Origin of the sequence: Gordonia sp. PDNC005, assembly GCF_016919385.1 — a bacterium.
GTDB lineage: Bacteria > Actinomycetota > Actinomycetes > Mycobacteriales > Mycobacteriaceae > Gordonia.
Window position 1 is genome coordinate 902243 of the sequence record NZ_CP070351.1, and the last position, 20054, is coordinate 922296.

General features: G+C 66.2%; 21 protein-coding genes. 11 read left to right on the forward strand and 10 right to left on the reverse strand.

Features of this window, described 5'->3' with window-relative positions; translation table 11 throughout:
* Window positions 1–3: 3 nt before the first annotated feature.
* Window positions 4–846 (forward strand): exodeoxyribonuclease III, encoded by an 843-nt coding sequence (locus JVX90_RS04305; protein WP_205331208.1) that lies wholly within the window; start codon window positions 4–6, stop codon window positions 844–846.
* A gap of 11 nt (window positions 847–857) precedes the next feature.
* Here the strand turns inward: JVX90_RS04305 and JVX90_RS04310 are convergent, their stop codons facing one another.
* On the reverse strand, window positions 858–1547 hold the full coding sequence (locus tag JVX90_RS04310) for a hypothetical protein (RefSeq protein ID WP_205331209.1): 690 nt from the start codon (window positions 1545–1547) through the stop codon (window positions 858–860).
* A 141-nt stretch (window positions 1548–1688) separates the two neighbouring features.
* On the opposite strand from JVX90_RS04310, the gene trpS reads away from it, so the two are divergent.
* Both trpS and JVX90_RS04320 read left to right on the forward strand, forming a co-directional pair.
* Entirely contained in the window at window positions 1689–2711 is a 1023-nt protein-coding gene (trpS, locus tag JVX90_RS04315) for a tryptophan--tRNA ligase (RefSeq protein ID WP_008380879.1), read from the forward strand.
* Between the two features lie 17 nt (window positions 2712–2728).
* The gene (locus tag JVX90_RS04320) at window positions 2729–3781 is read left to right on the forward strand and encodes a YhjD/YihY/BrkB family envelope integrity protein (protein WP_205331210.1); all 1053 of its coding nucleotides are present in this window, start codon (window positions 2729–2731) and stop codon (window positions 3779–3781) included.
* Between the two features lie 65 nt (window positions 3782–3846).
* On the opposite strand, the gene JVX90_RS04325 is transcribed toward JVX90_RS04320, so the two are convergent.
* The 6 genes from JVX90_RS04325 to sdhC form a co-directional block, all read right to left on the reverse strand.
* A complete protein-coding gene (locus tag JVX90_RS04325) occupies window positions 3847–4623 on the reverse strand; it encodes a hypothetical protein (RefSeq protein WP_205331211.1) in 777 nt (258 codons plus the stop codon).
* Between the two features lie 198 nt (window positions 4624–4821).
* On the reverse strand, window positions 4822–6102 hold the full coding sequence (locus tag JVX90_RS04330; RefSeq protein ID WP_205331212.1) for a D-alanyl-D-alanine carboxypeptidase family protein: 1281 nt from the start codon (window positions 6100–6102) through the stop codon (window positions 4822–4824).
* 254 nt (window positions 6103–6356) lie between these two features.
* Complete coding sequence (locus tag JVX90_RS04335; RefSeq protein WP_008380874.1) at window positions 6357–7139, reverse strand: succinate dehydrogenase iron-sulfur subunit; 783 nt, start codon at window positions 7137–7139, stop codon at window positions 6357–6359.
* The gene (sdhA, locus tag JVX90_RS04340; RefSeq protein WP_205331213.1) at window positions 7139–8893 is read right to left on the reverse strand and encodes a succinate dehydrogenase flavoprotein subunit; all 1755 of its coding nucleotides are present in this window, start codon (window positions 8891–8893) and stop codon (window positions 7139–7141) included. The genes JVX90_RS04335 and sdhA overlap by 1 nt, the downstream gene beginning before the upstream one ends.
* Before the next feature lie 16 nt (window positions 8894–8909).
* On the reverse strand, window positions 8910–9341 hold the full coding sequence (locus JVX90_RS04345; RefSeq protein WP_008380871.1) for a succinate dehydrogenase hydrophobic membrane anchor subunit: 432 nt from the start codon (window positions 9339–9341) through the stop codon (window positions 8910–8912).
* 18 nt (window positions 9342–9359) lie between these two features.
* Window positions 9360–9767 carry a succinate dehydrogenase, cytochrome b556 subunit gene (gene sdhC, locus JVX90_RS04350; protein WP_075051939.1) on the reverse strand — a complete coding sequence of 136 codons (408 nt, stop codon included), beginning with the start codon at window positions 9765–9767 and terminating at the stop codon, window positions 9360–9362.
* A gap of 196 nt (window positions 9768–9963) precedes the next feature.
* Here sdhC and JVX90_RS04355 point away from each other — a divergent pair, with 196 nt between their 5' ends.
* Window positions 9964–10386, forward strand: a complete 423-nt coding sequence (locus tag JVX90_RS04355; RefSeq protein ID WP_205332269.1) for a cytidine deaminase — start codon at window positions 9964–9966, stop codon at window positions 10384–10386.
* Window positions 10386–11663, forward strand: a complete 1278-nt coding sequence (locus JVX90_RS04360) for a thymidine phosphorylase (protein ID WP_205331214.1) — start codon at window positions 10386–10388, stop codon at window positions 11661–11663. The genes JVX90_RS04355 and JVX90_RS04360 overlap by 1 nt, the downstream gene beginning before the upstream one ends.
* Window positions 11664–11678: 15 nt before the next feature.
* Here the strand turns inward: JVX90_RS04360 and JVX90_RS04365 are convergent, their stop codons facing one another.
* Window positions 11679–12659 carry a glycerophosphodiester phosphodiesterase gene (locus JVX90_RS04365; protein WP_205331215.1) on the reverse strand — a complete coding sequence of 327 codons (981 nt, stop codon included), beginning with the start codon at window positions 12657–12659 and terminating at the stop codon, window positions 11679–11681.
* Between the two features lie 114 nt (window positions 12660–12773).
* Here JVX90_RS04365 and JVX90_RS04370 point away from each other — a divergent pair, with 114 nt between their 5' ends.
* Window positions 12774–13880: an adenosine deaminase gene (locus tag JVX90_RS04370; RefSeq protein ID WP_205331216.1), complete on the forward strand. Its 1107-nt coding sequence runs from the start codon at window positions 12774–12776 to the stop codon at window positions 13878–13880.
* Window positions 13881–13954: 74 nt separating this feature from the next.
* On the opposite strand, the gene JVX90_RS04375 is transcribed toward JVX90_RS04370, so the two are convergent.
* Window positions 13955–15217, reverse strand: a complete 1263-nt coding sequence (locus JVX90_RS04375) for a primosomal protein (protein WP_205331217.1) — start codon at window positions 15215–15217, stop codon at window positions 13955–13957.
* Between the two features lie 97 nt (window positions 15218–15314).
* On the reverse strand, window positions 15315–15608 hold the full coding sequence (locus JVX90_RS04380) for a hypothetical protein (RefSeq protein WP_205331218.1): 294 nt from the start codon (window positions 15606–15608) through the stop codon (window positions 15315–15317).
* Between the two features lie 134 nt (window positions 15609–15742).
* Between JVX90_RS04380 and JVX90_RS04385 the strand changes: the two genes are divergently transcribed.
* From JVX90_RS04385 to JVX90_RS04405, 5 genes are all read left to right on the forward strand, one after another.
* Entirely contained in the window at window positions 15743–16285 is a 543-nt protein-coding gene (locus JVX90_RS04385; protein ID WP_205331219.1) for a sigma-70 family RNA polymerase sigma factor, read from the forward strand.
* Window positions 16285–16974: an anti-sigma factor gene (locus JVX90_RS04390; RefSeq protein WP_205331220.1), complete on the forward strand. Its 690-nt coding sequence runs from the start codon at window positions 16285–16287 to the stop codon at window positions 16972–16974. The genes JVX90_RS04385 and JVX90_RS04390 overlap by 1 nt, the downstream gene beginning before the upstream one ends.
* 79 nt (window positions 16975–17053) lie before the next feature.
* Window positions 17054–18757 carry a cytochrome c biogenesis protein DipZ gene (locus JVX90_RS04395; protein WP_205331221.1) on the forward strand — a complete coding sequence of 568 codons (1704 nt, stop codon included), beginning with the start codon at window positions 17054–17056 and terminating at the stop codon, window positions 18755–18757.
* Window positions 18758–18812: 55 nt separating this feature from the next.
* A complete protein-coding gene (locus JVX90_RS04400; RefSeq protein ID WP_275889941.1) occupies window positions 18813–19112 on the forward strand; it encodes a type VII secretion target in 300 nt (99 codons plus the stop codon).
* Window positions 19109–20038: a C40 family peptidase gene (locus JVX90_RS04405; protein ID WP_205331223.1), complete on the forward strand. Its 930-nt coding sequence runs from the start codon at window positions 19109–19111 to the stop codon at window positions 20036–20038. Before JVX90_RS04400 ends, JVX90_RS04405 begins: the two co-directional genes overlap by 4 nt.
* Window positions 20039–20054: the final 16 nt, after the last annotated feature.

The window sequence follows — 20054 nt, forward strand, 5'->3', positions numbered from 1 at the left end:
GGCGTGACCACTCCCTTCGCCATCACCACCGTCAACGTCAACGGGATCCGCGCCAGCGTCAAACAGCGGAACGAGAACAACCCCGGCATGCTTCCATGGCTCGCCGACCACGCACCCGACGTTGTGCTGATGCAGGAGATCCGAGCGTCGGAGGCCATCACGCGAAAGGCGCTCGCACCGGCTCTCGACGACGGGTGGTTCCTCACGATGACCGAATCGGACGTCAAGGGCAGGTCCGGTGTCGGAGTCCTGACACGGGCCGAGCCGTCGGTCGTGCGGATCGGATTCGGCAGCGACGAATTCGACACGTCCGGGCGGTACCTGGAGGCCGATGTGGACCTCGGTGGGTCGACGGTCACTGTCGCCAGCCTGTACCTGCCGTCGGGCGCGGCGCTGACGGACGACCCGAAGGACGTCGAGAAGTACGAAGAGAAGGTGCGCTTCCTCAACGAGTTCGGTCCGTACCTGGACAAGCTCGTGGGTGCAGACGGTCAGGTGATCGTGGCCGGTGACTGGAACATCGCGCACACCGAACGTGACATCAAGAACTGGAAGGGCAACCGGAAGAACTCCGGATTCCTCCCGCATGAGCGCGAATGGGTCGGCGCGCGCATCAGCAGCGGCTGGGCCGACGTCGCGCGCATCCATCACGGCGACGTCGACGGTCCGTACGCCTGGTGGTCGTGGCGGGGCAAGGCGTTCGACAACGACTCCGGATGGCGCATCGACTACCACCTAGCGACGCCTGCACTTGCAGCCCGACTGCAGAGCACACACGTCCACCGCGCGGACGCCTACGACCGCCGCTGGTCCGATCACGCCCCCGTCACCGCGACCTTCGTCTGACAGGGAGGGCCCTAGCTGCCGAGACCTCCGCCGATGCCGCCCATGATGCCCTTGATCACACTTGAGATGGTGCTCTCGATGATCTTCTCAGTGGACCCGCTGCTGGACAGATCGTCGCCGACGCTGCCGATGGCCTCGCCGGGCGAGATCGGGCGAGTCAGAAAGCAGGCGGTGAGGTCGGGCAGTTTGTTGCCGACCCCGACCGTGCCGGTGACCTCGGCGCCACCACTGGTGACGGACAGCCCGGGGACGCTGAACGTGGGCATCGGATAGGTGAACTTGACCGTCGCCGGGTTGCTGGCGTTCACGAACCATCCGGTCGTGGAGACCTGCCAGCCCGAACCTGCCGCGGTGACCGGCACCTTCTCGGTCTTGCGTCCGCCGACGACGTGGTAGACGGTCGCCTCAGCCGTGGGCTTCGCGAAGCCCTTCGGCGGGATGTCGGTGACGCTCTGGACGTAGGGGTTTCCGATGCCGGTGGTGCCCACGTCGATCGTGTAGGTGACCTTGGCGCCTGCCCCCGCTGTCTGGGTGACGGACTTTGCGTACGTGTGCGTCACACCGAGACCCGCGTCCTTCGTGGCACGGCTCGACGCCTCGCAACCCGCTGCGTTCGCGACACCGGCGGTCTGTGCTGCGACACCGGTGAGGCCGCCGACGATCAGGGTTGCCGAGGCGACGAGCGTGGTGGTGCGGGACATGGCTGTGAATCTCCGAGTCATGTCCGGAATCTAACGTCTGCGCGGCTCAAATCCGTTGTCGGCGAGTCGATCGGGCACAGAACACGCGTCGGCCGTCACGCATCGGAAATCGGCTTGAGGCCGTCTGAAACAATCGTGAGCATGACCAATCCCGCACCTGCACCGCGTCGCCGTGTCCTGTCCGGAATCCAGCCGACAAGCGACTCGTTCCACCTCGGCAATTACCTCGGCGCGGTCAAGCAGTGGGTTGATCTCCAGAACGATTTCGACGCGTACTACTTCATCCCGGACATGCACGCGATCACCGTGCAGCACGACCCGAAGGAACTCAGGGAACGGACTCGTCGCAGCGTTGCGCAGCTGCTGGCGGTCGGCGTCGACCCGGAGCGCGCCACGATTTATGTGCAGTCGCACGTCCCAGAGATCACGCAGTTGTCGTGGATCCTGACCTGCATCACCGGTTTCGGCGAGGCCAGTCGCATGACACAGTTCAAGGACAAGTCCGCCAAGGCGGGCCAGGACGCGGCGAGTGTCGGACTGTTCACCTATCCCATCCTGATGGCTGCCGACATCCTCGCGTTCCAGGTCGACGAAGTGCCTGTCGGCGAGGACCAGCGGCAGCATCTCGAGCTGACACGTGATCTCGCGCAGCGCTTCAACAAGCGTTTCGGCAAGGCCCTGACGGTTCCGAAGGCGCACATCGTGCAGGAGTTCGCGAAGATCTACGATCTCCAGAACCCGACGGCCAAGATGAGCAAGTCTGCTGATTCCGATGCCGGGCTGATCAATCTGCTCGACGACCCGAAGCGGTCGGCCAAGAAGATCCGGTCGGCCGTCACCGACAACGACCGCGTCATCGCGTTCGACAGGGAGAACAAGCCGGGCGTCTCGAACCTTCTCACCATTCAGTCGGCGCTCACCGGGCGTGGCATCGACGAGATCGTCTCGTCGTACGACGGCAAGGGTTACGGTGACCTGAAGGTGGAGACGGCCGAGATCCTCACCGACTTCGTCTCGCCGCTGCGAGGCAAGGTCGATGAGATCCTGGCCGACCCGGCACATCTCGACTCGATCCTCGCGGACGGCTCGGCACGAGCCCGTGAGATCGCCGCTGGGACCCTCGCCGACGTGTACGACAAGATCGGCTTCGTTCCGCGGGGCTGACCGAACCGAAGGAACGTGTGGACCGGATCAAAGCGCTCGTCGCCGACCTGCCCGCCCTGCTGGAACGACTGAAGGCGAGGTGGCCGCTGCTCGCCCATGTGATGGGCATGCTCGATCACTATGCGGCACGCCGCGGCAACGCCTACGCCGCCGCGATCAGCTTCATCGGGATCTTGTCTCTGGTGCCGGTGCTGATGGTTTCGTTCGCGATCGCCGCTTTTGTCCTGGCGCGACAGCCGGAGGTGATCAATGACATCACCGACGCGGTACTGCGGAAGGTGCCAGGCGAGCTCGGCAAGCAACTCAACGACGTCATCGACTCCGCGATCGCCTCGCGGCGCACAGTCGGCGTGGTGGGTCTGGTCAGTGCGGCGTTCACCGGCCTCGGCTGGATGGCGCTGGTCCGCAATGCGCTCAGCGAGATGTGGGGTGGCCGTCGCAAGCGCAATGCGGTCCTCGGCAAGGTGTACGACCTAGGGATGTTCGTGGGGATGGGCCTGCTGTTCGTCCTGACCATCGCACTGACAGTCTTCACCACCGGTCCGCTCGGCGACGCGGTCCTCGAGTTCCTCGGCATCGACGACACCCAATGGGGACGTGTGCTACTGCGGCTCGCATCGATCGTCGTGTCTGTGCTCGCGACGTGGTTGCTGTTCATCGTCGTACTGTCGCGGATGCCGCTGCAGACGATCCCGGTCCGGGCCGTTGCGGTGTCGGCGCTCGCGATAGCGATCGCCTTCGAGGCGCTGAAGTCGTTGGGCGCCGTGTACCTCGCGTCCGTGCTGAGCAGCCCCGCAGGCGCTGCGTTCGGTCCGATCCTCGGTGTGATGGTGTTCGCCTACCTCGCGTCCCGGATCGTTCTGTACGGCGCCGCCTGGTCTGCATCGGACCCGAAGCACGCCGACCTCCTCACCGCGGACGAAGTGGAAGGCGACGAGGAACCGGACAAGGGGCCGGTGTATCTCGCCCCGGTCTACGAGGCGCCGAGTGCACCCCGGACGCGAGAGATCTTGACGGCGGCGGGCATCGGCGCTGCGATCGGCGCCATAGCGTCCCGTCGCCGCCGCTGACAAAGACTGCAGCAACAAACGAGCCCGTCCCACCGGAGTGGGACGGGCTCGTCGTGCGGCTGTGCCTACTTCTTCGGCTCCTCCTTGCCGCCGCCACCGATGCCGCCGATGACGCCGGGGATGATGTCGACGAGCGAACCGGTGCTTGACAGCTGTCCCTCAGACGACCCGAGACCCGCCGAGTCGAGGCTGCCGAGGACTGCTTCGCCTGCGTTGGGGGCGCGGACCGTGAAGCACGCGGTCATGTCGCCGAATTCGAGGTAACCGAGCGGGGGCTTCGGCGTCGCTTGGAAAGCGGCGCCTCCGCTGGTGATCTGCTTGCCCGCGGTGTAGCTGGCCGGCGGCTTGTAGGTGAACTCAGCGGTGAACGCACTGCCGGAGAAGATGGCGATTCCGGTGTGAGAGATCTTCCAGCTGCGGCCGTCCTTGATCACGTTCGAAGGTGCAACGGTCTCTTCGTTGACGAGTTTGCCGAAGGCCCCTCCGCCGCCGAGGATGCCGCCGAGAAGAGTGAACTTCTTGAGCTTGACGACGGGCTTCACGTCAACGAGTTCCTTTGGTGGGACGTCCCAGACGCCCTGCACGTAGGGATTGCCGATGCTACTGGTCGACAGTGAAAGCGAGTAGGTGATCGGCTGGCCCTGGCCGATTTCGGTCGGGACCGACTTCATGAAGCCGTAGTCGACGATCAGCGTCCGCTTTTCCGTGGACTCGTTCTTGCACGTCGCGGCACCAGCGGTGCCCTGTGTGGGCGCGGCGACGGCGGCGGTCAGTCCGGCGCCGGCAACAGCGGCGGCGGCGGCGAGCGACACCAGGCGGTGGCGCGTAGGGGCGTGGGTCATCGGGGCTCCGTTCAACGGATGACGTGTAGATAGGGGAGGAGAGTGAGTGGCAACACTGCCGCAACACGTCTGTGAAACGTAACACCGGAATAACGGGCAGATGCCCCGGTATCGGCGGGGAGGGCACGAACCGATCGATCGATCGATAGATCGGGCATCAAACTGGTGCTCAGCGGCACGGAAACGCTGCGTGGTCGGTCAGTCCGTGCCGGGGCGGGTGGCACGTTTCCGCAGTACAGCACCGCCTGAGGCGGCTACCGCCGCCAGTATGGTGACAATCACGATCAGGGCGGTGCGACCAGTATGGGCCGGTTCGTCCGATGCCGCCGACTCGGGTTCCGGAGCGGGTGAGAATGGGGAGTGGGCGTTGTCTCCTCTGTGAGCCAGCGAACCCACACTGGTTCCAGCCGGTGCGGCAAACCCGTAGTCGATCATGCGCTGCGCCTGCTGAACGTACGTGTCGCCTGCAACGGTCAAGCCCGCCATCTGAACGATCACCAGGCGCTTGCCGTTCCGCTCGACGCCTGCGACGAACGTCTTGAGGGCATCATCGGTGAAGCCGGTCTTGCCGCCGAGCATGCCGGGATACCCGTCGCGGAGCAAGGCGTTCGACGTGGCCATCATGTACCCCGGATGAGCCTTGTCGCCCGGAACGTCCTTCAGTGCGGGAAAGCCGGGAAACGTGAACTCGGTGAGCGAGATCATGTGCCGGAAGTCGGCGTTGCGCATCGCCTCGCGAAAGATGAGCGCCAGATCGAAGGGCGACGTCGACATGCCCGGCGCGTCCAGCCCGGACGGGCTCGCCGCCCGCGTGTCGACTGCGCCGATCGCCTTCGCTTCGGCGTTCATCTTGGTGAGGGTCTGGTCGCGGCCGCCGAGTTCGCGAGCGAGTGCGTTGGCGCAGTCATTGCCGGACACCATGAGCAGACCGGTCAGCAGTTCGCGGACGGTGTACGTGCCGCCGGGGCCGATACCGCACGAATCGCCCTCGATCCCGTAGTCGTCGGTGGTGCCGGTGACCACAGTGTCCAGGTTCAGCTCTTTCATCGCTGTCAGAGCGAGCAGGGTCTTGATGGTGGACGCCGGGCGATAGCGCCCGTGCGGATCCTTCGCCGCGATGACCGTCCCGGTGTCGAGATCGGCGATCAGCCATCCTGCACTCGTCAGGTTCGCGGGGACGTCCCCGGCCTTCGGATCGGCCACCACGCCGCACCCCGCCAGTTTCGCGCCGCCCACCGCAGGTGTGGGCACCGGTAGCGCCGTGGGTGTCGTGTGCCCCGGCTGGACGGCCTCCGACTCGTCGATCGCCGGGGGCGTGTGGACCCGGTGCGGGCAGTCGTCGGTGTCGGGCGTCGGCGCCGGCACGTAGCCCTCGACACCGGCGACCGGGTCGGCATAGGAGACGCAGACGGGTGCGGACAGGACTGAGGCGGCGGCGACGGCGACTGCCGCACCCACACGTGAGATGCGCGAGATCATGACTGACTGAGCGTACGGTGCGTCACACCCAAATGCCGCGTGAGGTGTCGGAAAAGCGATGGTTCGGACGACGTTCGCGTGCGTCGGCGGGCCTTTCGACTCGTTGCGCTCGCTCATAGCTCCTATGCAAGCAGCTGACGGAGCAGTGAGCGGAGCTGTCGCCCAAGGATCAGCGGGGTCGCTCGAGCGAAACGGAAAGGGCCCCGACCTGGTGGTCGGGGCCCTCCGGGGCTGCAGAGAAAGGTCTGCGAGAACTAGCGCGAGAACATCAGTGCGCGCTTGACTTCCTGGATCGCCTGCGTCACCTGGATGCCGCGAGGGCATGCGTCGGTGCAGTTGAAGGTGGTGCGGCAGCGCCACACACCGTCGACGTCGTTCAGGATGTCGAGACGCTCGGCGGCCGCCTCGTCGCGGCTGTCGAAGATGAAGCGGTGAGCGTTCACGATCGCGGCCGGACCGAAGTACGAGCCCTCGTTCCAGAACACCGGGCAGCTCGTGGTGCAGCAGGCACACAGGATGCACTTGGTGGTGTCGTCGAAGCGGGCGCGGTCGGCCTGGCTCTGCAGGCGTTCCGCGGTCGGCTCGTTGCCCGAGGTGATCAGGAACGGCTTGATCGCACGGAACGCGTCGAAGAACGGCTCCATGTTGACGACCAGGTCCTTCTCCACCGGAAGACCCTTGATGGGCTCGATGGAGATGGTGATCTCCTTCGACGAGTCCTTCGGCAGCAGATCTTTCATGAGGAGCTTGCAGGCGAGACGGTTCACGCCGTTGATGCGCATCGCGTCACTGCCGCAGACGCCGTGCGCGCACGAGCGACGGAACGTCAGCGAGCCGTCGAGGTAGCCCTTCACGTAGAGGAGCAGGTTGAGCAGACGGTCGGTCGGCAAAGCCGGGACGCGGAAGCTCTCGAAGCCCTGCGCGTCGGGATCCTCCGGGTTGAACCGGAAGATCTTGAGCGTGACCATGGTCGCCTCGGCCGGAACCGGGGGCAGTGCGGGCTCGCTCGTTGCTGGATTCTCCAAAGTGGCAGTCATCAGTACTTACGCTCCATCGGCTCGTAGCGGGTCTGGACGACGGGCTTGTAGTCGAGCTCGATGTCGGCGAGCAGGCCCTTGCCCTTCTTGTACGCCATGGTGTGGACCATGTAGTTCGCGTCGTCACGATCCGGGTAGTCTTCGCGTGCGTGTCCGCCGCGGGACTCCTTGCGGTTCAGTGCACCTGCGACGGTCACCTCGGCCATCTCGAGCAGGAAGCCCAGCTCGACGGCCTCGAGCAGGTCCGTGTTGAACCGACGACCCTTGTCGTGGACGCGAATGTGGTTGTACCGCTCCTTGAGCTCACGGACGCCGTTCAGGGCATTCGTGAGCGTCTCGTCGGTACGGAACACCGAGGCGTTGTTGTCCATGAGCTGCTGCAGCTCGGTGCGGATGTCGGCGACACGCTCGTTTCCGTGCTCGGAGAGCAGGCCCTCGAGCCATTCGTCGACCATCGCGGTCGGAGCTTCTTCGAGCTCAGTGAACTCGGCGGAGTTCGCGTAGTCGGCGGCGGCGATGCCCGCGCGACGGCCGAACACGTTGATGTCGAGCAGCGAGTTGGTGCCGAGGCGGTTCGCGCCGTGCACCGACACGCAGGCGCACTCGCCTGCGGCGAACAGACCGTGGACGACCTGCTCGTTGTTGCTCAGCACCTGGCCGGTGATGGTCGTCGGGATGCCGCCCATCACGTAGTGGCAGGTCGGGTAGACCGGGACCAGTTCGGTCACCGGGTCGACACCGAGGTAGGTGCGCGAGAACTCGGTGATGTCCGGCAGCTTCTCGTTGAGCACGTCTTCGCCGAGGTGGCGGACGTCGATGTACACGTAGTCCTTGTTCGGACCGGCGCCACGGCCTTCGAGCACCTCGAGCACCATCGAGCGGGCGACGATGTCGCGCGGCGCGAGGTCCTTGATGGTGGGGGCGTAGCGCTCCATGAAGCGCTCGCCGTCGGCGTTGCGCAGGATGCCGCCCTCGCCGCGGACCGCCTCCGAGATGAGGATGCCGAGGCCTGCGAGACCTGTCGGGTGGAACTGGTGGAACTCCATGTCCTCCAGCGGCAGTCCCTTGCGGAAGATGATGCCCATGCCGTCACCGGTGAGGGTGTGTGCGTTCGACGTCGTCTTGTACATGCGGCCCGAGCCGCCGGTGGCGAACACGATCGACTTCGCGTGGAAGACGTGGATCTCGCCGGTCGACAACTCGTAGGCGACGACGCCGTTGGCGACGGGCTCGCCGTTCTCGTCGGTCGTCATGTTGATGTCGAGTGCGTAGAACTCGTTGAAGAACTCGACGTCGTGCTTGACGCAGTTCTGGTAGAGCGTCTGAAGGATCATGTGGCCGGTGCGGTCGGCTGCGTAGCAGGCGCGACGGACCGGAGCCTTGCCGTGGTCACGGGTGTGACCGCCGAATCGACGCTGGTCGATGCGGCCCTCCGGGGTGCGGTTGAAGGGCAGACCCATCTTCTCCAGGTCGAGCACCGCGTCGATGGCCTCCTTGGCCATGATCTCGGCAGCGTCCTGGTCGACGATGTAGTCGCCGCCCTTGACCGTGTCGAAGGTGTGCCACTCCCAGTTGTCCTCTTCGACGTTGGCGAGTGCGGCGCACATCCCGCCCTGAGCCGCGCCGGTGTGGCTGCGAGTCGGGTAGAGCTTCGTCAGCACCGCGGTGCGTGCGCGGGGCGCGGCCTCAATGGCCGCGCGCATGCCTGCGCCACCTGCACCGATGATGACGACGTCATAGCGATGTTCCTGCATGGGTAGTCAAATCTCCTTAGCCGGCGTTGCCGAAGGTGAGGATCGCGTAGGTGCCGAGGATCAGCACGAGCAGCATCGACAGGCCGAGCAGGGCGTTCAGCCAGAATCGGGTGCTGTCCTTGCGCGAGTAGTCGGCGATGACGGTGCGGACGCCGTTCGCGCCATGCAGCTGTGCGAGCCACAGCATGCAGAGGTCCCAGATCTGCCAGAAGGGTTCCTTCCAGCGATCGGCGACGAAGCCTGCATCGATGCGGTGCACGCCGTCGTCGACCATCAGCATGATGAACATGTGGCCGAACGTGAGGATGATGAGGGCCAGGCCCGAGAAGCGCATGAACATCCATGCGTACTTCTCGAAGTTGCCGCCCTTGCGGGCCCGCGGGCTGCGCGGGTTGTCCAGGCTGGCGGGGCGGTCGTAGTCGGTGCCGAGTGTCTTGACTTCAGTCATGGTGTCTTCTCCTCGGTCCTACAGTGCGTGGGTGATCAGGATCTGCAGCATGCGCGCGGCCGCTGCAATGAACACGATCGCGAAGATGCTGAGGATCGCCCACAGCATCTGACGCTGGTACTTGGGTCCCTTCGACCAGAAGTCGACGAGGATGATCCGGACACCGTTCAGTGCGTGGTAGAGCACGCAGAACACGAGGCCGATCTCCATGAGGCCGATGAGCGGCGTCTTGTACGTCTCGATGATCTCGGTGTACGCGTTCGCGTCGACGCGGATGACCGCGGTGTCGAGAACGTGAACGAAGAGGAAGAAGAAGATGGAGACGCCGGTGATGCGGTGCAACACCCACGACCACATTCCTGGGTCACCTCTGTAGAGAGATCGTTTGCGCACCGGTGCGGGTGCAACCTCCGTGGGGGTGCTCATCGCGGAACTACGCCTCCAAAGTCGTCGATAATTGTGGAGGACCTCGGGCGACGCGAGACGTCGCGGCGGGACCCATCGCACCTGACTTTAAACCTAAGCTGAGGCCTATCGTGAATTGCCCGAACAATGTGATCAGCCTCCCGCAATTTCATTAGGCATGCCTTACCTTTTGTTACCGCGAGTTCAGGAAGAGGGAATTGTGACCCAGATCGAGTTCGATGTACTCCGCAGAACAGCAACTACAGCGATGACCAGGGCATATGCTCCGTACTCGCAGTTTCCAGTCGGGGCAGCCGGTATCACTGTCACCGGTGAGATCATCAGTTCAGTCAATGTGGAGAATGTCTCATACGGCCTCGGTGTCTGCGCCGAGGTGGCATTGGTCTCAGTCGGCGTTTCGCGGGGTGTTCTCGGGCCCGCCGGAAGCGCTTTGTCGGCCGTCGCCGTCGTCGATGCGCACGGGGTGCCGCTGACGCCGTGCGGTCGATGCAGGCAGGTACTCCTGGAGTTCGGCGGTCCGTCGCTCCTCGTCGACGGCGTCGACGGTCCACGGTCTCTCGGGGAGCTCTTGCCGGACGCGTTCGGCCCGTCGCACCTCGATGCGGTGCGGGGGCGTTGATGGACCCGATCGGCGTCATCGCGACCAAACGCGACGGCCGGGAGCTCTCGACCGTCCAGATCAAGGAGATGATCGACGCCTTCACCGCGGGCGACGTCGCACCCGAGCAGATGTCCTCGTTGCTGATGGCGATCGTACTCAACGGCATGGGCCGACGGGAGGTCGCGGACTGGACGGCCGCGATGATCGAGTCGGGCGTCCGTCTCGACCTGGGCGACCTCCCGACGGTGGACAAGCATTCGACCGGCGGAGTGGGGGACAAGATCACGCTGCCGCTGACGCCCCTGGTCGCGTCGTACGGGCTCGTGGTTCCGCAGTTGTCGGGACGAGGTCTCGGCCACACCGGTGGGACGCTCGACAAACTCGAATCGATCCCGGGTTGGCGGGCGGAGTTGAGCGTGAGCGAGATGACGGCGCAACTTCGCGACGTCGGAGCGGTGGTCTGCGCGGCCACCGCCGACCTCGCTCCTGCGGATCGCAAACTGTACGCGCTGCGCGACGTGACCGGGACTGTCGCGTCGATCCCGCTGATCGCGAGCAGCATCATGAGCAAGAAGATCGCCGAAGGCACCCGCGCCCTGGTGTTGGACGTGAAATCGGGATCGGGTGCGTTTCTGCCCTCCGTCGACGACGCGCGCGAACTGGCGCGGGCCATGGTCGAACTCGGCGCCGACGCCGGTGTCGACACGCGAGCGCTGCTCACCGACATGTCGACACCGCTCGGTCGTGCGGCCGGCAACGCCGTCGAAGTGGCCGAGTCGGTTGAAGTGCTGGCCGGGGGCGGACCGTCAGACGTCGTGGAATTGACGCTCGCCCTTGCGCGGGAGATGCTCGACGCAGGCGGGCTCGGCGACGTGGACCCGGCGGAGAACCTGATCAACGGCCGTGCGATGGACAAGTGGCGGACGATGATCACCGCACAGGGAGGTGATCCCGATGCGCCGCTGCCGGCTCCGCGGCACGTGCACGAAGTCCGCTCGGAGAGAGACGGTGTGCTCGTGTCGTTGGACGCCCTAGCCGTCGGTCACGCCGCATGGCGTCTCGGAGCGGGACGCTCCCGTCCGGGGGAGTCGGTGTCGTATGCGGCGGGTGTCCGGTGGCACGCGGGCCTCGGTGAGCGAGTGAGGGCGGGCCAGACGTTGTTCACGCTGCACGCCGACGATGCATCCAGGTTCGACGCCGCTCTCGACTGCCTCGCCGAGGCCGCGGTGATCGGGGACGCCGGGCCCTCCGGCCGCCCGCTGGTGCTCGACAGGATTGTCGCCGGTCGAGCCTGAGAAGGAGAGTCGCGGTCAGCGCCGCACGGCTGGCTTCGGCAGCCGGTATCCCTCGTCGCCGAGGACTCCGCGCAAGCGCGTCGGATAGTCGGTGATGATGCCGTCGACGCCGTAGGAGAGTTGCTTGCGGATGTCGGAGACCTCGTTGACCGTCCAGGGGATCACGCGGATCCCAGCGGCGTGCGCCCTGGCGATCAGGCCCGGGTCGACCAGCTTGAACGCGGGGGACAGGACGTCGTACCCGGCGGCAGCGACGGCGGCGACGATGTCCGGGCCGTACGGCACAGAGCCGAGCCACTGCGATCCCGGCTTCCATGTCGTCTCGTCATACAGGGCGACCAGCGGGATCGAGGGCTCCTGCGCGCGGACCAGCGGCAGGCTCCGCCAGTCGAAGCTCTGGATCTCGACTCGACGGACCAGGTGCGCGCGACGGACCTCGCGGAGAATCGCGGACACGAAAACGGCGGGCTTCGCGCTGCGTGACCGCTCCTCCGCCTCGATCTTGGTCTCGATGTTGAACCGGACCTTGTTCCCGCGGTAGCGAGAGGCGAGGTCGAACACCTGCGGCAGCGTCGCGATCCGGTTGCCGAGCACTCGCTTCGCGGAGGGGAAGCCCGTGAGCTTCTTGTCGCAGACGAGCGTCTGGATCTGACGGTAGGTCAGGTCGTGGACGTCCTTGCCCACGTAGGGGAACTGCTTGTCGCCCGGCCACGCGGGAACTGTGTCGACGCACTTGTCGGCCTGGATCGACGGGTCGTGCCATACGAGCGGAACGGTGTCCTTCGTCAGCACGACGTCGAGTTCGAGAGTGCTCACGCCCAGTTCCAGTGACTTCGCGAAACCGTACAGCGACTCCTCGGTGTGTTCGCCGCGTCCGCCACGGTGAGACTGCAGATCTATCGAGGGCTTGGAATCGGCGGCGTGGACAGGTCCGGCGGCGACAGCGCCGAGAACCACGAAGGCGGCCGCTGCGGCCGCGGTGAGACGACGTTTCATGGATCGAGAATCTAATGCCCTCAAGCGAATTCGCAGTGACGAGTGGGTGTCGCCGGCCCTAATGGTCGATCCGCTCCGCAAGCGCGGTCGGGGGAACGCGGATACGGTCGAAGCATGATCACCGAGGAACAGTGCCGCGCGGTGCCGAAGGTCCTTCTGCACGATCACCTCGACGGCGGTCTCCGCCCGGTGACGGTCCTGGAACTCGCCCACGAGAGCGGGTACGGAGCTCTTCCCGCGGACGACGCGGACTCACTGGCGACCTGGTTCGCAACAGCTGCGAACAGCGGGTCACTGGAGACCTACCTGGAGACGTTTGCGCACACCGTCGGCGTGATGCAGACGGCCTCGGCGTTGACTCGTGTCGCGCGGGAGTGTGTGGAAGACCTGTCGACGGACGGCGTGGTCTACGCCGAGGTCCGGTTCGCACCCGAACTCCACGTGGAGAAGGGCCTGAGCCTGGACGACGTGATGGAAGCCGTGCTCGCGGGGCTCGCCGAGGGCTCGGACGAGGCCGGCGCTCAGGGACGGCCGATCGTCGTGAGGTGTCTGGTGACCGCGATGCGGCACGCGGCGCGATCACGCGAGATCGCCGAACTGGCTGTGACCTACCGCGACCGAGGCGTCGCCGGGTTCGACATCGCGGGCGCAGAGGCCGGATTCCCGCCGAGTCGCCACCTGGACGCCTTCGAGTACCTGCGCGGCGAATGCGCGCACTTCACGATCCACGCCGGTGAGGCGTTCGGGCTGCCGTCGATCCACGAGGCGATCGCGTTCTGCGGTGCCGAGCGCCTCGGGCACGGGGTGCGCGTGATGGACGACGTCACACTGCCGGGCGGGGGAGTGTCACCCGGTCGGCCGGTTGACGGCGCCGTGCTCGGCAAAGTCGCGCACTACGTCCGCGACAAGCGGATCCCACTCGAACTGTGCCCGAGCAGCAATGTGCAGACCGGCGCCGTCGCGTCCCTCGCCGACCACCCGTTCGACGTGCTGGCCCGACTCCGGTTCCGCGTGACCGTGAACACCGACAACCGGCTGATGAGCGACACGTCGATGAGCCGAGAGTTCATGCTCCTGCACCGCCAGTTCGGCTACGACTGGGCCGACTTCGAACGCTTCACTGTCAACGCCATGAAGTCGGCCTTCCTGCCGTTCGACGAGCGTATCGCTCTCATCGACGGCGTCATCAAGCCGGGCTTCGCGAGAATGAAGTCGCAGTAGTTCGGCGGACAGCGAGCAAGGGGCGATCCGGTGTCACCAGGTGACACCGAATCGCCCCTTAAGCGTCGGAGGTGCTAGCCGCGCTTGGTGAGACGGTCCTCGAAGTCGACGACGAGGGCACGCCACACTTCGGCTTCGTTGTCGAACGGGCCCGACGGCGCGAGCCGCTTGGGGTCGGGGTTGATCGCGTAGTCGACGAACCAGCCGAGTGGCGTCGTCGACGCGAGCTCTTCACCCACGGTGTCGATGCCCGCGTAGTCGGCGGCGTCGGTGAGGAGTTCAACCGCGAGATCGAGCTGCTTGGAGTCCACCCGGCGAGGACCGTCGAGGATGTCCTCGTCGATGCCCTGCAGCGAGTACACGTTCTCCGGGAGCACCTGGTACTCGATCTCCGAGGTCTCGGCAGCGCTCCGGACGTCCGCGAACGTGGAGAGCTTCGCCAGGTCGTGACCCTTGCCGTCGGCGAGGAAGCGGGTCAGGGCACGCTCTGAGCCGAAACCGAAGATCTTGCCCTTCGAACCGAGGAACAGCGGATCGTCGCCGAGGTAGCAGCGCAGAGTCAGGAACTCGCCCTCGTCGGTGTAGATGCGGATCGGGTCGATGCCGACGGCCGCCCAGAAGTCGTCCTCGTCGACGAGATCGTCGTCGTCTTCGTCTTCGGTCTCTTCGTCATCGTCCTCGTCATCGATCGCGTCGATGCCGTCTTCGTCTTCGGGCTCGTCCTCGTCTTCGGCCGATGCGGCTGCGGCGAGCTCTTCTTCGGCTTCTTCAACGGCGCCGGCGTCCACCTTGGGGCGCGAGATGACCTCGTCGAGAGCATCGAGGACGTCGTCCCAATTCTTGGCGATGATGCGGCCGATGCGGACCCACAGATCCACGCCGTCGCGGCCCGCGAAGTTGTCGGTGCCGACGGTGACGGCGCCGAGGATCGGGTTGCCGGTGAAGACCTTCGTGATCGGGGTCAGCTCACACACTTCACCGATGATCCGCACGATCTCGAGCGCATCCTCGAGTTCGGCGACAACCTCTGCGCGCGGGTCCTCCGCTGCGAGTTCCGGCACGCCCACGAGGTCGTAGGAGTGACGGTCGTCTGGTACCAGTTCGTCGGCCTGGAGCTGCTTGATCGTCTCCCACGCGGGATGGTCCGCGAGGTCGTTGTCGTCGTCACCGCGCACGAAGGCGGCGAGCTCGGCAACCGAGTCGAGAGCGTACAGATCCTCGTCGAGACCGAGGAACGCCTCCCACTCGTCGTCGCCCTCGCGCCAGCGCGGGGCCCATAGTGTGAACAGGTTGCCTTCGGTGAGTCCGAGTTCGATGGGGACAATGTCTCCGGCCATGATCACAGAGCGTAGTCATGTTCTGTCGATCCCGCTGCATGCACCCTGGCCAGTGACCCGAAACCGGCTCCCGCGCCGATGACGACGACGTGGACGATCAGCGGTCCATGGTCATGCCCGGCTTCATTGCAGGGCTTGTGACCTGCGGAGACATAGCGGGACTTGTCATCTCGGGCGACATCTTCGGGTCAGACGACATGGGCGGAGTCATCATCTCGGACGACGACGGCGGAGCCATCATGGTCGACGACATCGCCGGAGCCATCTCGCTGCTCGGGGTGTCGTCCGACGACGAGTCGTTCCCGCAGGCGGTGAGCAGGGTGAGCGCTGCGGCTCCGGCGAGAACTGCTCCGGCAGCGGTGCGGCGAGAGATCGAGTTGGTGGTCGACATGTCGGGCCTTTCGATGTGTGGACGCGCCGATCGCGCCCCTCATTCACCGATTCGCGGCCGACGAGGCGAAGGATTGGTTCGGATTCACGACCAATCTCTGGACGGCTACGCAACGAATCGAGAGTGTGAGAACTGTGGAAGTTCAGCCCGAGGAACTGCTCGAGGCGGTGGCGGCAGGCGACCGTGACGCGTACGCGGCTCTGTTCGACGCGCTCGCACCTCGCAACCTCGCTCTGGCCAGGCGTGTGGTCGCCAATGCGTCGTTGGCCGAAGAGGTGGTGCAGGACGCGTGGCTTCAGGTGTGGCGCGACGCGGCGGCGTTCGACCGGAGTCGCGGATCGGCGACCGCGTGGGTGACGACTCTCGTCCACCGACGCGCCGTCGACACGGTGCGTCACGATTCGGCGGCGAGTCGTCGGGACATCGCCTACGAAGCGGCGCGTCCGGCGGGACACGACATCGTCAGTGAAGCCGCGGTCGATCACGACGAGACACGCCGCGTTCGCCGATGTCTCGACGGACTCACCGGACGCCAGCGCGAGGCGATCGATCTCGCCTACTTCGGTGGTCGAACATATGCCGAGGTGGCAACGGTTCTCTCGGTGAATCCGGCGACTGTCAAAACTCGAATCCGTGACGGCCTGCAACGGCTCCGGACTTGCATGGGAGGTCTGTGATGACCACCGACGAACATCCGCTCGACGCGTTGGGCGCGCTGGCCGTCGACGCCGTCGACGACGTGGAACGCCGACGGCTGCTCCGACATGTCGACGACTGCCCGAGCTGCGGCGCGGAGCTCGACAACCTGCGTCAGGCCGCGGCGATGCTGTCCACCGACGTCGAGCCGGTGCCCGATCACCTGCGGTCAGCGGTGCTGGCCGCGACGTACGATCCGAGGTCGTCACGGGACCGCCGAGCCGCACGACTGATCGTCGCGGCTGCGGTGGGACTTGTCGTCGTGGCGGGCGGGGTGGGGGCCGCGGTGTGGTCGTCGCACCGTGCCGCGGACTCGCCCGCGGTTGTGCACGACGACACGATCGCACAGGTGCTCGCCGCCCCCGACATGGAGAAGTCCACCGGAGAGGTCGGCGGTGGAACGATCGCAGCGATGTACGCGCCGTCGATGCGCGCGACAGTCGTCACGGTCGCGGACCTTCCCGCGACAGAGCCAGCGATGGGCTATCAGGTGTGGATCACCGTCGGCGGACGGAAGAAGAGCGCGGGTGTCGTCCACAGCGGTTCCGGAGACACGTCCGTGTTGATGGCCGACATGGACCGGCCCGGGGACATCGGGTTGTCGGTGGAGCCGATGACGGGTTCGCATCAGCCGTCGTCGCCGATGGTGGTGACGATCCCGATGCGATGACGACCGATCCCTGCGGGGCGCGGTGACGAATCACTGATGACGAGCGTCCGACTGAGGCGCGGTCAGTGAGGAGAGTGCCGTGTTGACGGTGATTCTGGTCGGGTTGGCAGGTGGACTGGTGACGGGAGTGTCGCCGTGTGTTCTGCCGATGCTGCCGATCGTTTTTGTGACCGGCGGATCGCGGTCGGCGGCGTCCGACGACGCGACGGAGCCCCCGAATCGATGGAGGACCCCCGCGATCATCGCCGGGATCGTCACCAGTTTCAGCATCATCTCGCTGCTGGGGACCCTGGTGCTCAGCGCGCTCGGGCTGCCGGATTCGGTGCTGAGGTGGACGGGCATCGTCCTGCTGATCCTGATCGGTGTCGGGTTGATCGTGCCACAGGTGTCGCACCTGTTGGAGCGCCCGTTCTCGCGGATGCCCGCCTTCACTTCGGGCGGCCGCGGTGGACGATTCGCGCCGTATCTGCTCGGCATGGGGCTCGGAACGCTGTACGTGCCGTGTGCCGGTCCTGTGTTGGCGGCGATCTCGGTGGCCGGCGCCACCGGCCAGATCGGTTGGCGGACAGTGGTGTTGACGGTGTCGTTTGCGATCGGCGCGGCGCTTCCCCTCGCTGTGTTCGCCGCGGCCGGGGCCTCGCTGTCGAAGCGGCTCGCGGCCTACCGCAGCCGCCAGCGGACCTTCCGGATCGTCGGTGGCGTCATCCTCATCGGGTTGGCCGCGGCGCTGATCATGGACGCGCCTGCCCGTCTGCAAGCGGCCCTCCCGAGCTACACGGCGGCCGCGGATCGTGCGCTCTCCAACTCCGATGCAGTGAACGATGCGCTCGGCCGCTCGAACTCCGGCGACGCGGCGTGCCGCGGGGAGGCCGACGGTCTCGCCGACTGCGGCGCGGCTCCCGGTTTCGACGGCGGCGGGCGCTGGTTCAACACGGCGAACGGGCAGCGGCTCACTGACGCGGACCTGCGCGGAAAGGTAGTCCTCGTCGACTTCTGGACGTACTCGTGCATCAACTGCCTGCGCGACGGTCCGCATGTTCGACAGTGGTACGACGCGTATCGGAGCGCCGGGTTGGTCGTGGTCGGTGTGCACACTCCGGAGTTCGCGTTCGAGAAGGATTCTGGGAACGTGGCGTCGGCCATAAGGTCCGAGCGCATCGACTATCCGGTGGTGCAGGACAACGACTTCGCGATCTGGCAGGCGTACGGCAACCGCTACTGGCCCGCCAAGTACCTGATCGACGCCACAGGTCGGATTCGTGCCGCGAACTTCGGGGAGGGGCGATATCGCGAGGTCGAGAACGGCATCCGAGACCTGCTGCGGGCCGCGTCACCCGGCGTGGTGCTCCCCGAACCCGTGGACACGACCGACACGTCGGCGCCGTCCGGCGCGGTGTCTCCAGAGATGTACTTGTCGTCGACCCGGTCGAGTGGCGCCTATGCGGGATCGCCCGAACTCACCAACGGCTCGCACGACTTCTCGCTCGCGGCGCAGCAGCCCGACGACACCTACGGGCTCTCTGGTCGCTTCGACGTCGCGGACGAGTCGGTAACGGCTCGGGCCGACGCCCGGATCCGATTGGCGAGCACTGCAGACGACGTGAATGCGGTGCTCAGCGGCAGCGGCAGGGTTGTCGTGCACCAGAGTGGACGCCCGGACCGGGTGATCGACGTGGACGGTGTTCCCCGTCTGTATCGACTGACCGACGGTGGGCCCCGCAGCCGAGTGCTCACGTTCGACGTCTCGCCTGGCGTCTCCTGGTTCACGTTCACATTCGGTTGACGCGACACGCCGGACACCGTGGAACCGAACACTGATTCTGTGCGTCCAACTGAGTATGAAGGCAGTGACAGTGGACCAGACAGCACTACGCACGGTGGCCGATGCGCAGCGGGGCGCCGCCGACCGGGTTCGTGCCCAGGCCGCCGCGGAACGGCTCGACACGGGCGGGTTGGCACCGGTCTTCGGGTTGATCGGCGCCGGATTCCTCGCGGCACTCGTCGATGTGACGGCACAGCGGACCAGGCAGCTCGACGCCTTGTCGACGGCCCACACGAACACGTCGATCCGGACCACGGCGGCCTGCTGCGCGTATACGTGTTGTGACGCCGACGGTGCGAAGAAGGTGACAGCATGACCGCCGAGGTGCTCATCGCGCCGCTGAAGGTGCTGATCGCGACTCTGGGCACCGGTGACCTGCCCGCGGGGGCCACAGCAGCATTGGCTGAGTCGACGCGAACCCTCGGTGCAGCCGCCGACGAGTCGGCGCGGACGATGACGGCGACGTCCGCCGGATGGCGGGGGACCGGCGCAGACGCGGCGGCTGCGAGGGCCCGGACCCTGGCACAGGCCGACCGGACCGCCGGTGACGACGGTGCCGATGTCGCCACTGTCATCGCTGCGGCCGCCGCGCACGTCAAAGCGGCGAACACCGAACTGAACGGCCTGGTGGACTCGTTCGTCACCGCAGCGGGCGCGATCGGCTCCATCGCGACGCCGGCCGGGCTCGCCGCCTTGGTGCCTCTCGCGCTCGACCACATCGAACGCGGGGTCGCGGTGGTCAGGCGCGCGCAGAGCGCACTCGACGGCGACACGGCCCAGCTCGAGCGTCATCGGGCGCCTGCACAGGTCGCGCCGCGGGGTAGTGGGCCGACCACGGTAGGCGGTGAGGGGACGCGGGTCGTGCTGCCAGACGGCACGGTAGTGCAGGCGCCGAACGAGCGTGCCGCCCGCGCGGTGAACGCGGCGTTGAGCGTCCAGGGGACCCCGTACGTCTGGGGCGGCACCACAACCGACGGCTTCGACTGCAGCGGATTCACTCAGTGGGCGTATCGGCAGGCCGGTCTCGACCTGCCGCGGCTCGCACAGGATCAGGACCTGGCGGGCGTTCAGGTGTCGCAGTCGGAGCTGATGCCGGGCGATCTCGCGGTCTGGTCCGGCCACGTCGCCATGTACATCGGAAACGATCAGTTCGTCGAGACCGGCGGCGATCCCGTCGGGGTGACTCCGCTGCGTACCACCAACGCCGGTCAGACGTTCGAGGGCTTCTATCGCCCGAGGTGATCGGCCCCGGCATAAG

Coding starts and splice junctions, on each gene's coding strand:
- JVX90_RS04345 (WP_008380871.1), bottom strand. CDS start 9,341: ATGACTGAAGTCAAGACACTCGGCACCGACTACGACCGCCCCGCCAGC.
- JVX90_RS04375 (WP_205331217.1), bottom strand. CDS start 15,217: ATGGCCGGAGACATTGTCCCCATCGAACTCGGACTCACCGAAGGCAAC.
- JVX90_RS04390 (WP_205331220.1), top strand. CDS start 16,285: ATGACCACCGACGAACATCCGCTCGACGCGTTGGGCGCGCTGGCCGTC.
- JVX90_RS04365 (WP_205331215.1), bottom strand. CDS start 12,659: ATGAAACGTCGTCTCACCGCGGCCGCAGCGGCCGCCTTCGTGGTTCTC.
- JVX90_RS04370 (WP_205331216.1), top strand. CDS start 12,774: ATGATCACCGAGGAACAGTGCCGCGCGGTGCCGAAGGTCCTTCTGCAC.
- sdhC (WP_075051939.1), bottom strand. CDS start 9,767: ATGAGCACCCCCACGGAGGTTGCACCCGCACCGGTGCGCAAACGATCT.
- JVX90_RS04380 (WP_205331218.1), bottom strand. CDS start 15,608: ATGTCGACCACCAACTCGATCTCTCGCCGCACCGCTGCCGGAGCAGTT.
- JVX90_RS04405 (WP_205331223.1), top strand. CDS start 19,109: ATGACCGCCGAGGTGCTCATCGCGCCGCTGAAGGTGCTGATCGCGACT.
- trpS (WP_008380879.1), top strand. CDS start 1,689: ATGACCAATCCCGCACCTGCACCGCGTCGCCGTGTCCTGTCCGGAATC.
- JVX90_RS04335 (WP_008380874.1), bottom strand. CDS start 7,139: ATGACTGCCACTTTGGAGAATCCAGCAACGAGCGAGCCCGCACTGCCC.
- sdhA (WP_205331213.1), bottom strand. CDS start 8,893: ATGCAGGAACATCGCTATGACGTCGTCATCATCGGTGCAGGTGGCGCA.
- JVX90_RS04325 (WP_205331211.1), bottom strand. CDS start 4,623: ATGACCCACGCCCCTACGCGCCACCGCCTGGTGTCGCTCGCCGCCGCC.
- JVX90_RS04310 (WP_205331209.1), bottom strand. CDS start 1,547: ATGTCCCGCACCACCACGCTCGTCGCCTCGGCAACCCTGATCGTCGGC.
- JVX90_RS04330 (WP_205331212.1), bottom strand. CDS start 6,102: ATGATCTCGCGCATCTCACGTGTGGGTGCGGCAGTCGCCGTCGCCGCC.
- JVX90_RS04360 (WP_205331214.1), top strand. CDS start 10,386: ATGGACCCGATCGGCGTCATCGCGACCAAACGCGACGGCCGGGAGCTC.
- JVX90_RS04400 (WP_275889941.1), top strand. CDS start 18,813: ATGAAGGCAGTGACAGTGGACCAGACAGCACTACGCACGGTGGCCGAT.